This window comes from Streptomyces chiangmaiensis (assembly GCF_036281785.1).
In the GTDB taxonomy this organism is placed as follows: Bacteria; Actinomycetota; Actinomycetes; order Streptomycetales; family Streptomycetaceae; genus Streptomyces; species Streptomyces chiangmaiensis.
In genome coordinates, this window is record NZ_JAYWVC010000239.1 from 1 (window position 1) to 11366 (window position 11366).

At 68.1% G+C, this 11366-nt stretch carries 13 protein-coding genes; 12 read left to right on the forward strand and 1 reads right to left on the reverse strand.

Features of this window, described 5'->3' with window-relative positions:
- The first annotated feature begins 127 nt into the window (after positions 1-127).
- Together VXC91_RS37750 and VXC91_RS37755 are read left to right on the forward strand one after the other, a co-directional pair.
- A complete protein-coding gene (locus tag VXC91_RS37750) occupies positions 128-373 on the forward strand; it encodes a hypothetical protein (RefSeq protein WP_329511873.1) in 246 nt (81 codons plus the stop codon).
- Between the two features lie 461 nt (positions 374-834).
- Positions 835-1848, forward strand: a complete 1014-nt coding sequence (locus tag VXC91_RS37755) for an NAD-dependent epimerase/dehydratase family protein (protein ID WP_329511874.1) — start codon at positions 835-837, stop codon at positions 1846-1848.
- Here VXC91_RS37755 and VXC91_RS37760 read toward each other — a convergent pair whose 3' ends face one another.
- A complete protein-coding gene (locus VXC91_RS37760; protein WP_329511875.1) occupies positions 1849-2868 on the reverse strand; it encodes a DNA-binding protein in 1020 nt (339 codons plus the stop codon).
- 653 nt (positions 2869-3521) lie between these two features.
- Between VXC91_RS37760 and VXC91_RS37765 the strand changes: the two genes are divergently transcribed.
- From VXC91_RS37765 to VXC91_RS37810, 10 genes are all read left to right on the forward strand, one after another.
- Positions 3522-3980: an ATP-binding protein gene (locus tag VXC91_RS37765; RefSeq protein WP_329511876.1), complete on the forward strand. Its 459-nt coding sequence runs from the start codon at positions 3522-3524 to the stop codon at positions 3978-3980.
- Positions 3981-4078: 98 nt separating this feature from the next.
- A complete protein-coding gene (locus tag VXC91_RS37770) occupies positions 4079-4732 on the forward strand; it encodes a hypothetical protein (protein WP_329511877.1) in 654 nt (217 codons plus the stop codon).
- Positions 4733-4884: 152 nt separating this feature from the next.
- A complete protein-coding gene (locus VXC91_RS37775) occupies positions 4885-5454 on the forward strand; it encodes a hypothetical protein (RefSeq protein ID WP_329511878.1) in 570 nt (189 codons plus the stop codon).
- The gene (locus tag VXC91_RS37780; protein WP_329511879.1) at positions 5454-6116 is read left to right on the forward strand and encodes a hypothetical protein; all 663 of its coding nucleotides are present in this window, start codon (positions 5454-5456) and stop codon (positions 6114-6116) included. The genes VXC91_RS37775 and VXC91_RS37780 overlap by 1 nt, the downstream gene beginning before the upstream one ends.
- 91 nt (positions 6117-6207) lie before the next feature.
- A complete protein-coding gene (locus VXC91_RS37785; protein WP_329511880.1) occupies positions 6208-6453 on the forward strand; it encodes a hypothetical protein in 246 nt (81 codons plus the stop codon).
- A 364-nt stretch (positions 6454-6817) separates the two neighbouring features.
- Positions 6818-7012 carry a hypothetical protein gene (locus VXC91_RS37790; RefSeq protein WP_329511881.1) on the forward strand — a complete coding sequence of 65 codons (195 nt, stop codon included), beginning with the start codon at positions 6818-6820 and terminating at the stop codon, positions 7010-7012.
- 12 nt (positions 7013-7024) lie between these two features.
- Entirely contained in the window at positions 7025-8566 is a 1542-nt protein-coding gene (locus VXC91_RS37795) for a B12-binding domain-containing radical SAM protein (protein ID WP_329511882.1), read from the forward strand.
- Entirely contained in the window at positions 8563-9660 is a 1098-nt protein-coding gene (gene tmk, locus VXC91_RS37800) for a dTMP kinase (protein ID WP_329511883.1), read from the forward strand. The genes VXC91_RS37795 and tmk overlap by 4 nt, the downstream gene beginning before the upstream one ends.
- Positions 9661-9917: 257 nt before the next feature.
- Complete coding sequence (locus VXC91_RS47235) at positions 9918-10196, forward strand: hypothetical protein (RefSeq protein ID WP_408057571.1); 279 nt, start codon at positions 9918-9920, stop codon at positions 10194-10196.
- An 82-nt stretch (positions 10197-10278) separates the two neighbouring features.
- Positions 10279-10911 carry a hypothetical protein gene (locus VXC91_RS37810; protein WP_329511884.1) on the forward strand — a complete coding sequence of 211 codons (633 nt, stop codon included), beginning with the start codon at positions 10279-10281 and terminating at the stop codon, positions 10909-10911.
- Positions 10912-11366: the final 455 nt, after the last annotated feature.

Sequence of the window (11366 nt, forward strand, 5' to 3'; positions counted from 1 at the left end):
ACTCGAAAAGAGTTGGGCTTCTTTGCTGTCAGGCACCCCACTTCCCCGCCGAAGGGCTGGAGCCGCGACCGCGGACTCCTCACCCAGGGCCGCACTCCGGCTCGCGAGCGGGAGACAGACTTTGACCGTGCACATCGACCCCGTCGGTTGCGTCCTCCTGGTGGTGGCGCTCGCTGTGGGGTGCTTCGTCTACAAGCACACCCGCCAGGCCCCCGCCAGCAAGGGCGACGTCGTCGGCGCAATCGTCTGTGCCACCTCGGTACTGACCGCGCTGGTACTCATCCTCGGCCGGGACCACCAGCAGCAGGAGACGCCGGCGCCGGCCGGGGGCGGCGCACCTCCGGCGTCATCGTCGCAGACACCCGGGCCCTGAGACCCGAAATCACCTCGATCGCGAAGTTGCTCAGGGTCTCCCGCGCGACGTTGTACAAGTACGTTCCGGAGCTGGCCACGCAGCGGGAAGCCCTCGTGGCTGGCTCAGCGCCAGCGCCGCCCGCTCTTCGAACCCGACACTGCGGACCCCCGCGGTGCGCAGACCAGTTCAGAGGCTAGCCCGGTCGGCCGCACATGCCCGCCCGGGCTAGCACGGTTCGCTGAAGTGCCGTTCTCTCCTCGCACCGTGAGCAGTTCGCGGAGGACCGGCCATGGGCCAAGGCTCCGACCACCGCGGGTCACAGCGTTGCGTAGCGCGTCTATCCAGAGTGCGCAGCCCGGGCGTCTCCGCTTCTGGCGGCTCCCCGCCCCTGAGCCGTCGCATGTCTCCGTTGATCTTTAACGAGCAGTTCTCACGGGTCTCTCTGTCCTTCACTACGCTCCGACGGGCAGGATCGGCGCATGAGGATTCTCGTCATCGGCGGAACGTGGTTCCTAGGCAAAGCCATCGTGGAGAGCGCGCTGTCGAGGCGGTGGGCGGTCACCACCTTCAACCGCGGCCGGTCAGGGGCTGATGTGCCGGGCGTGGAGGCCGCGCACGGTGACCGCACGGTGCACGAAGACCTGGTGAAGCTGGCCCAGTTCGGTCCGTGGGACGCCGTAATCGACACGTCCAGTTCGGAACTCGCCCCGCGGGACGTGCTCTTGTCCACGACGTCCCTGCAGGACCGGGCTGCTCGCTGGGTGCACATCTCCACTGTCTCCGTGTACGCGGGGTGGCCGCACGAGCCGCTGACCGAGGAATCGCCTTTGCTGGACTGCCCAGCCAATGCCGACGAGTCGTTCGGATATACCGGCGAGGATGGCAGCCCCACCAAGTACGGCTTCCAGAAGGCCGGGGGGGAGCGTGCTGTGGCGGAAGTCTTCGGTGACGCCGCGGTGTTCCTACGGCCCGGCGTGATCCTGGGCCCCGGCGAGTACGTCGGCCGTCTGCCCTGGTGGCTGGAGCGGGCTAAGCGGGGCGGGCGTATCCTCGCTCCGGCGCCGGCCGAGCAGCGGATCCAGCCCGTCGACGTCCGCGACGTCGCGGATTTCGCTCTCCTTCAGGCCGCCGGCTCAAGTAGCGGGGGCTTCAACGTGGCGCACCCCGACGGCATGTCGTTCGGCGGGTTCCTGGACGAGTGCCTGGCCGCGACGGGTGGCAACGGTACTCCCATCTGGGCGGATCCAAGGGTGCTGTCCAAGGGCGGCGTGAAGCAGTGGACTGAGCTGCCGCTGTGGCGCACGCATGCCGGGGTGTGGGCTGTCGACTCTCAGCGCGCCGTGGAGGCAGGCCTGCGGTGTCGGCCAATCGCCGAGACCATTCGGGACACGTGGCGCTGGTGGGCTGCTGACGGGCGTCCCGTGGACCACCCAAGGTGGGCGGATCACGGGATCGCTGCGGAGAAAGAGGCGAGCATTCTCGCCTCGCTGTGATCAGGCCTCGATCGCCAGTAGGCCCACGTGCGGGCCGATCCGGTAGGGCGGGGAGACGCGGGTGAAGTCCTCGATCCGCTCGCGCAGCTCACGGGGAAGCTGTGCCCCGTGGTACGGGGGCTGTGATAGATGCCGCCTGATGCGGGCGGCCCGCACGACAATGCCGGTCTTGCGCTGGTCGACGGGCACTTCCCAGACCGGCGCAAGTGCTTCGGCTGCGCCGTCGACGTCGTCGGCCAGGAGGCGAGCGTGTGCGAGATCCGCGGCCGCGCCCGCCCGCACGTGCGCCGACTGCTGCCCGTGCGGCTTATGTGCGAGGAGCGCCAGGGCGCGACGGGCCGCAGTCTCAGCCTGCCAGGCGTCCCCGATGAGCAGCGCCGTGGTGCTGGTGGACATGGCCAAGCGCTCCGCGGAGAACCCGAACTCTCCGCCGACCACGTCGTGCAGCTCGTCGCGGAGGTCGTGATCGGATTGTCCGGAGAGTTGAATGGCGTGCTGTGACGCGGCGACATCGCCGAGGTGTGCGTAGGCGCGGGCCTGGATGGAGTAGAGGCGCTGGTTGGCGACGTCGCCGACCCCGCCGTGGGACAAAGCACGGTTGGCCTTTGCCACAGCTTCGGTCGTGTCCCCGGCGTGATAGGCGATGTAGGCCAAGGTGCCGTCGGCAAACGCCTGCAGAGGTGCGAATCGTGAGGTCTCACCGTAGAGCGCGGCCGTACGCGCCAGGGACCGGGCGCTAGGGAAGTAGCCGAGGTCGAAGGCGGCAACCGCCAACAGGGCGGCTGTCTGCCCATTGAGGATCAGCAGTTCCTGCTGTTGGAAGGGGACTTGTGTCCTGTCCCGGTGGCTTTCGATGTCCTGGCGGAGCCTGTCGGCGTCCTCGTAGGCTTGTGCCGGCGGCCTTGTGTGATAGGTCCGGGCAAGGGTCACCACATGGTCGCGTAGCTCGTCGATGGTGTTGTCGGAGATGGACGCCGCGGCGGTCGCGTCGGCGCCGTCATGGGCTTCACGTGCAGTCATTCGAACTCGCTCTTCCAGGTCGAACGCGGGTGCCTGGGGATCGGTTTCCGGCGGCGGGCCAAACAGCTGCTCCGCAGGGTGGCCAGGCCACATGGCCTCAAGAACCTGGCAGGTGTCGGGGCCGGGCAAGCCCACGAGCTTGCCGCCCGTCCAGCGCCGGAACTGTGTCTCGCCGCAGGTGGGGTTGTTGGGGTCCCGGCCGAAGAGACGTTCTGCTGTCTCGGTGAATCTCTTCTCGAACCGGCCGTAGGGAAGCCTGTCCCGGTCACACAGCCATGCGAGCAGTGTTTTCGGAGCACTTCTCATGTCGCCCCCAGTCCCCGGCGCCACGGTTGCGTGGTGAGCCTGCGGATCGATCCCTTCTGTCGGAAAGGGGATACCGCTGCGCCCAACCGTGGCAACTCACCTTGGTTACAAGCCGCTTCAAAGCTACCCCGAGGCCACATTCGTCGCTCACAAGAGGCGCAGAGGACACCCTTCACGTCATGGCGGAGCCACGGGGGCTGGGGGAACGCTGATCGCCAGCCCTCGCTGAGGGTGCAGGCCGAGCTCACCCGTGGACCAGGGAGTCCCCCCATGCCCCCCCCAGAGATGTCGGATCGACCAGCCTGTTAGAGGCGCTCCCGCGCCCCATCGGGGAGGTGCCGACGGCTGTGCTGCCGGCCTTCGGCCTAGCCATCCGATCCGAGCCGTGGAGCGTGGAAGTGGCCCGACACGTCACGAGGACGTGGATCCGCTGCCACTGCCGAATGCCGGAAGACCGCGTCGATGCCGTCCTCGTCGTGGTCTCGGAGCTGTGCACCAACGCGGTACAGCACGGTCGATGCGGGTCGATGGGTGTGCGGGGCTGGATGCCAGCACGTGACGAACTGCGCCTTGAGGTGCACGACGGGTCGCCCTCGGCCGTCCCTGAGCCGCAATACGTCGGCACCGAGTCGGAAAGCGGGCGCGGCCTGCTCCTCGTCGACCTCCTGATCACTGAGCTCGGCGGTACCTGGGGCTTCAACAAGGACGGAACCCTCGCTTGGTGCGACCTGCCACTCGTTCCGAAGGATCCGATGCCTGCTCCATTGCATGCCAATCAAGCACCTACCTCGGAGTTCTCCCGATGACTGCGCCTGCAGTGCCGTTCCCGACGCGTATGAGCGACTCGACGGTGATGGCCAAGCAAGCCGGCAAGGCTGATCAGTACATCGATGAGGACTGCCCAATGAGCGCACCCAGCCGGACCACCCGCCGACTCGTGCCGTACATCACCAGCCGCGAGGGCGAGCACCCCGACTACCTTTCATCACTGCGCGGCACGTACGGTCCCGACGGGCGCCTGCAGCTCGGCTACTGGAACGAACTGCACGAAGACCGCGACCTGCGCGGTGTCCTGTGGGGCCGCTGCTCCCAAACGATCGGCGTCGACGGCCTGCCCACCGGCCGACCACGGTGGCGGATGGTCCACCCCTCCCGCCAACGCGAATGTATGGAGCAGCTGCGCTGCCAGGTCTGCGCCCAGAGCGCCCGCACCCGCCACGGCGTCATCTTCCTCGCCGGGCCGAATGAGGTGCGGTCCGAGGATGTGGTGGTGCGCACCGCACAGCCACCAGTGTGTCTGAAGCACGCGCGAGCGGCGGCGGAGCAGTGCCCTCATCTCGCCGGTCAGCCGACCGTATTCCTGGTGCAGAGCGCACCGCTGTACGGAGTGATCGGCACCCCCTACCAGTACGGCGATGGAGGGCTCCAGGCCCTGCCCGCTACCGACGAGGCGCTGCCCTACGGGCATCCGGGGCTGCGCTGGTACCTCGCCTCCCAAATGGGCCGCAGACTCCGTGCCTACACCGTCATCGCCTTGGATGATCTCCCCGACCGCTAACGGCCAACACCAAGCTCCCGCCCCTTTCCCGACGCGTATGAGGCTTGGGGAAGGGGCGGGCCTCAACCCGGTGCCGGGCCGCCTTCCACTCCCCCGGTGGCCCGGCACCGGGGCATCCGTCACCATCCGACTCACCCAATTGGGGGTACGTCGTGGAGGCCTTACTCCCCTCCTTCGTCGATCAGCTACTTGAACACGGGCAAGACCCTGGCGAGATCCCCGAGATCTCCGCTATTGGCCGCACGGGATGGCTCACGGCCCTTGCTTCCAGAGTCGTCAGCGTCCTCAGCAGCGAGACCCACGGTTCGGCCGACGCGTTCCTGGCTCACGGTTATGCCTACCTGCCGGTGTCGGTACCGGACCGTCATGCGGTCTATCTGCGGGTCGCGGCCCAGTCCGCTATGACGCCGTGGCTGGTGGACAGTCCCGCGGTCGTCCTCACAGCTGCGGGCACCGTGGCGCTGGAGATGTACCAGGAGCCCAGCGACATGCAGGCTGGGCGCCCGCAGTACGCGCGCAGCTTCGGGCCCGAGCAGGTGTTCGCTGTGCATTCTGGCACGCTGTGCGCGACGCAGAGCAGCGACGACGGCCTGCAGGTACTCGCCGCCCATGCCACGCTCGATACCGGTGAACGGCTGTCCGGCGATGAGTACGCGGCCGCTGCCTGGCGTGCTCGCTGGGTCCTCGAAGAGCTTGCCAGTGCCCCGGTGGGTGGCCGCTGATGAGGACGGCGACCACATGGCTCGACGGTGTGCCGTCACTGGATTCGCGTGACCTGCGCGACGTGCAGCGCATCAGCTGCACCCTGCTGGACCGTCTCGCCGGGGACCGGGACCTGCTGACCCGGCTGGTCAGTGAGGTGCTGCGCGATCCGGAGCGTTTGGCCGCCAGCCGCGTCACGCTGCTGCTGAACCGGCTGTCGCTCTACCAGGCTGCGGACCGAGGCTTCGAGATCCGTCTGAACATGAACCCGCGGCCCGGTAACCAGCGCGTGGCGCACGACCACTGCTACGCATTCGCCACCCGGATCCTCACCGGCGGCTATGTACATGTGGTGCGTCGCCGCACCAACGGCTGGGACGGCCCGTTCACCGGGGCCGACCTCGAGCCGGGAATCGTGACCATCGAGCGGCCCGGCAGCGCGTACACACTCGGTGAGGCGATGGTGCACCAGGCGGTGATGGAGCCGGACACCGTCACCCTGTTCGTGCGCGGCCCGCGCCGCAAGCAGCGCTCCCACGCGGCCCAGGAGCTGATGCCCGGGAAAGAGACCTGGCCTGCCCCTGCCCAGCCCGGTGAGCAGGCGGTGGAGTCCCGGCCGGTGACCGTCGACGAGTACATGCGGATGCGCGACTACCTCATTCAGCGCCGGCTCACCAACTGACGCCTTCCCGGTTTTCCCGTGCCCGCGTGCGTCGAACTCCCGTGACGCGAGAGGCTACGGCGAACCGACCGTGCAACGTGAGGAGCATCCGATGACCAGCGTTCTGACGACCGATCACCCTGCTTGGCACGCGTACGACAACGGGGCACGCGCGCGTGCCGTTCGTACGGCCTCCGGCATCTGGTACCTGGCCCGCGAAGAGGGCGGCTTGCATGTGGCCTGTGTGCACGGCACGGAGGACGTGAAGCCCACCATCGTCACGACGGATCCCGCCCGCGTTCCCGGCGCAGCCCCCGCCGTGCTCCGCACCGGGCTGCACGCGCTTGGCGTCTCATAGCGGCTGGCGAACCCGTGGTTGTGGGACGCGATCACTACCGCCATCCTGCGCCAGGTCGTGCGGGCCGACCAAGCCCGCAAGCTCTACCGCGCCTGGTGCCGCACCTTCGGTACCACTGTCGACGCCCCGTTCGGCACGCTCGCCCTCGCGCCCACGCACGAAGAGGTCCTCGCTCTGACTGACGACGCATTCGACGGCGTCGGCGCGAAGTTCCACCGCTCTGCGCTGCAAGCAGCGGCCACCCACTACGGGCAGCACCACGGCGAGTGGCAGGGCCTGGACGCCGCCGGCCTCGTCACCGCGCTGACGCGGATCCCCCGCATCGGGCCGTGGACTGCCGCTGCGGCGGCAGCCGACTTCACCGGTGACTTTCAGCATCTACCCGCACGACGATCTCGCCGTGCGGACCTGGGCCGCCCAGATCGCGCCCGACCACCCGTGGCCCGGCAAGAAAGACAAGGCGTTCAGCCCGATGTGGACCGGGTGGGCCGGCACCGACCGTACCGCCCTGCACACCCTGACCCTCTCCACCCTCACCTGGGGCTCACATGCCCGATGACCTGGAGGACCCATGCCGCGGTTACCGCTGATCAACGGCGCCGACGCCAGGCGCACGCTCGACGCCTTGTTCGTGAATGCACCGCTGCGCGACTACGCCCTGCGGCCGCGCACCAACGACTACACGCTCCCCGTGCTCGGCATGGCCTACATCGCCACCTACGCGAAACAGGCCGGGTTCAACGTCGGTCTGCTCGACGCTGAAGCGCACGGGCTGGGTGTGGCGGAAACAGCGCAGATCTGCAACGCGGCCGCTCCTCGGTGGGCGGCGATGAACCTCCTGGCACCCACCTACGAGATGTCCGCGCGGATCGCCGCCAAGCTCGATCCCCACATCGCTTTGATGGCCGGTGGGCACCACGCCAAAGCGATGCCCGACCGCATCCTGGCCGATCCTCGCATGGCCAACCTGCAAGCCCTCGTCCTCGGTGAAGGCGAACTACGCGTCGCCGCGCTCTTGAAAGACCAGCAACGACGGCGGGAACTGCCCGGCGTCCTGTGGCGGGATCGGCTGCTCGGCACGCGTGCGGCCGGCGTCGCGGACCCCAAGACGAGCGCAGCGCTGCTGGGCCCCGACATCAACGCCCTGCCGTACGTCGACCGGGCTTTCCTCCCTCAAGATCCTTACCGGTCGGCGCCTACCGCCGCCGATCGGCGGCTCGCAGACCGCGGCCATGCCGGTTGGCGTGCGACGGCCGCCCGGGACGGGCACATCGAGGCGAACATCGTCGGCAGCCGCGGCTGCCCGTACAACTGCACGTTCTGCGGCGCCGCCGTCAGCGCCAACCCCGACACCGCCATCCGGGTAAGGACCCCGGAGAACATCATCAGTGAGCTCAACCAGCTCCACGCCGAACACGGTGTGACCGCCTTCCGCTTCGTCGACGACCTATTCCTCGGCGCCGGCCGCGTCATTGACGAACAGATGGCGGCATTCACCCGACACCGGATCGGCGAGAAGTACGTGTGGGACGCCACCGGCCGCATCAACGTCCTCGACCGGCTCTCCGACCGCGACCTCGAACGCCTGGTCTCCAACGGCCTGCGGGAAGTGGCCCTGGGAATCGAATCCGGCAGCGACCGCATCCTCCAAGCGATGGACAAACGGATCAACGCCGAAATGACCGAACGCGTCGCCCGCCGCCTGGTCTCCCACGGCATCGGCGTCAAGGGCTACTTCATCCTCGGCTTCCCCGGCGAAACCCAAGACGACCTGAACGCAACGATCTGCCACATCAGAAACCTCTGGGCCATCTCCGACCACCACAGCGGCGACGTGCGCGCCAGCGTATTCGAGTTCCGCCCCTACCCAGGCACGCCCGTGTGGCACACCTTGATCGAGGCCGGCCACACCCCCGACGCGCTCCTTGCCTACGGCGACGTCGACCTCACCGGTGACGGAGCACACGAGTCGATGCGGCAGCGCGACGAGTTCAACTTCTCCGTCGGCATCCAGTTCGGCGACATCCCCCTGCAGCGGATCCGGGCAACACTTGCAACGCTCACCCGCGAACAGCACCAGCGGAACCAGGACAGGCGGGAGGCCGCTGCATGACCGGCGGCCGCCCCGGGTGGTTCGTCACCATCGACGGGCCCAGCGGCGTCGGGAAGTCGACCACCGTCCAGACCCTCCACGATCACCTCGCCGCACGGGGCCGCCCCGCCCGGCGCACCCTCGAGCCAACCGGCAGCGACCTGGGACAGTTCACCCGCAGCCACGCCAACCAGATCCACGGCCTAGCGCTCGCCTGCCTCGTGGCCGCCAACCGCTACGAGCACATCGACACCGAAATAGAACCCGCGCTGCAGGCCGGGCAGCTGATCATCAGTGATCGTTACCTGCCCTCCACCCTCGTCCTGCAGCAACTCGACGGCGTCCCACTGGACTTCCTGCTCACCCTCAACCGCCACGTACTGCTGCCGGACCTGGCCGTCATCCTCACGGCCGACCCCAGCCTCATCGCCCAGCGCATCGCCACCCGGGGCATCACCCACCGCTGGCATCTCGATCCCACCGGACCGAGCCGAGAAGTCGACCTCTACGCCGACGCCGCATCCCACCTCCTTGCCATGGGAGTGGAAGTGCTGCTCCTCGACACCAGCAACGCCACACCATCGGACGTAGCACGCCGAATCGCCGACGCCATCCCCGCTCTGCCGCTAGCGTCGAACGCCTCACCCACCCGTCCAACCCCCCCAGGAAACATGAGCGGACAACCGGCACAGCCCGTCATCGACACCCACGTCATCCTCCGCGACGGCGACAAGATCCTCTTCTCGCAACGAGGCGGCCCCTACGGCCACGGCAGATGGCACATGCCATCCGGCAAACTCGACCACGGCGAACCCCTCACCGACGGCGCCGCACGCGAACTACTCGAAGAGACCGGCATCACCGTCGACCCCGCCCACCTCCGCCTCGTGCACGTCGTACACCACCGACAGAACACCCAGGTCGAGCGAATCGGCTTCTTCTTCGAAGCCACCACATGGGAAGGAATCCCGGTCAACAAGGAACCAGACAAGTGCCTGGCACTCGAATGGTTCACTGTTCACGACCTGCCCAACGACATCATCGAGTACCCGCAAGCCGGCCTACTCGGCTACCTCAACGACACCGGCACCCTGGCCGAGCACAACTGGAAGTAGCAGAAGTCCGGTCAGGCGAGCAGCCTGACCGGGCCCACGCCGAGCAGAGTCCGGCAAGGCCCCCCTCGTCAGCGTCCATCGACGACCATCCCCACGATCGCCAGAGGCGCCGAGCCCTGCCGACGCAGGCCACGAGCTTCCTTCTCCAGCGCAAGCTGTTCACCAGCTGCAACGCGGGGCACACCTTCTTCCGCGCCGATCCGTTCGGCATTGCGTCGATCTACAAGGTCGGCCGCGACCCGCGCATCAACCTGATCATGGAAGGCGTCGAGGGCCTGTCCCGGCTCGGCTCCATCGCCGACTCCCTCATGCTTCGCACCGGTGGATGCTCCGGTAATCGTCATGTCACCTGCAACCCTGGCGGTCCTGCCCGCGCCGGTCGCCGACCCGCCGCCCGCAACGTCGAGCCGACTCGTCCCGTCGCGATCAACGCCCGCCCGCTCGCCGATGACGAGCTGGCGGTCATCGGCGACCTGGACGAACTGGTCGAGACGGCCATGTGCTCGTGCGACGCGGGCGACGACGTCCCGTACTAGGCCGCAATCAGGGCCTGGCCCACGCCGCCCCCGGCCCGCAGTAGGGTCGGGGGCGGCCCCCTGTCCGACCAGCAGGAGACCCATGCCCGTCGACCGCATCCACTGGACCGATCTCCCCGCCCCGGCCCGCGCCGCCGTGGAGGCCCACACCGGTCCCGTCCTCAGCGCAGACACCGCTCAGGCCGGGGTGAACTCGGGGATCGCCGCCACCATCCGCACCGCTGAGACGGTCCTGTTCGTCAAGGGCGTGCCCGCCGACGATCCGCAGGTGCGCACCCAGCACCGCGAGGCCGCAATCAACCCGTACCTGCCCCCGGCGTCACCGCGCATGCTGTGGCACGTACAAGCCGGCGGCTGGGACCTAATCGGTTACCAGCGGCTTACCGGCCGGCACGCCGACTACACTCCCGGCTCTCCGGACCTGCCACTGGTCGCCCACGCCGTGGCCGAGCTCCAGACGACACCGTGCCCCGCCATCGAACTCAAGCGGGCCGAACAGCGCTGGTCGTCCTACGCGGCCGCCGCCGATGCATGGGCCCGCGTGTCCTTCACTTCCTGGGCGTCCGCTCCCCCCGCCGCGGTGACCGTGTTCTCGGATGCCAGCGCCGCCGCGTGGGACGAGATCGCCCGCAACGACCCGCAGGGCTGGAAGAAGAACATGGCCCGGCACGCCCACGGCTGGACCACCTACTGGCACAGCCGCACGCAGGCGTAACAAAACACAGCCACTGATACTCCGGGAATGATGGGGGTTGCACTGGCTCCTCAAAGAACTTGCCCGCGCCCCAGCAGGTGGCCGCTGATGATGAGGATCGAGACCACACGGCTCGACGGGGCGCCGAAACTGGACACTCAGCCGTGAAAAACACGACCGGAACCACGGCAGACGGGAGGCCGCCGCGTGCCGGGCGGCCACACCAGGTGATTCCTCACCATCGACGGGCCCAGCGACGTCGGAAAGTCGACGACCGTCCAGACCCTTCACGACCCTGGCGGCGCAACACCGCGTCACCGCCGTCCGCCACGTCCTCGACGACCAGCACCGACAGCTCTGAAAACACCGTCCCCGTAAGGGAGTTGACATCCATCACAAGATCATGATCACGGATGGCTACTCGGTGTCACCACCGACTACGGGCCAGACCCTAAATTGACACACCCGCGCCTGCC

Bases quoted from the DNA above. Each gene is read 5' to 3' on its own strand.
- VXC91_RS37755 (WP_329511874.1), top strand. From the start codon at position 835: ATGAGGATTCTCGTCATCGGCGGAACGTGGTTCCTAGGCAAAGCCATC.
- VXC91_RS37760 (WP_329511875.1), bottom strand. From the start codon at position 2,868: ATGACTGCACGTGAAGCCCATGACGGCGCCGACGCGACCGCCGCGGCG.
- VXC91_RS37770 (WP_329511877.1), top strand. From the start codon at position 4,079: ATGAGCGCACCCAGCCGGACCACCCGCCGACTCGTGCCGTACATCACC.
- VXC91_RS37780 (WP_329511879.1), top strand. From the start codon at position 5,454: ATGAGGACGGCGACCACATGGCTCGACGGTGTGCCGTCACTGGATTCG.
- VXC91_RS37785 (WP_329511880.1), top strand. From the start codon at position 6,208: ATGACCAGCGTTCTGACGACCGATCACCCTGCTTGGCACGCGTACGAC.
- VXC91_RS37795 (WP_329511882.1), top strand. From the start codon at position 7,025: ATGCCGCGGTTACCGCTGATCAACGGCGCCGACGCCAGGCGCACGCTC.
- tmk (WP_329511883.1), top strand. From the start codon at position 8,563: ATGACCGGCGGCCGCCCCGGGTGGTTCGTCACCATCGACGGGCCCAGC.
- VXC91_RS47235 (WP_408057571.1), top strand. From the start codon at position 9,918: ATGGAAGGCGTCGAGGGCCTGTCCCGGCTCGGCTCCATCGCCGACTCC.
- VXC91_RS37810 (WP_329511884.1), top strand. From the start codon at position 10,279: ATGCCCGTCGACCGCATCCACTGGACCGATCTCCCCGCCCCGGCCCGC.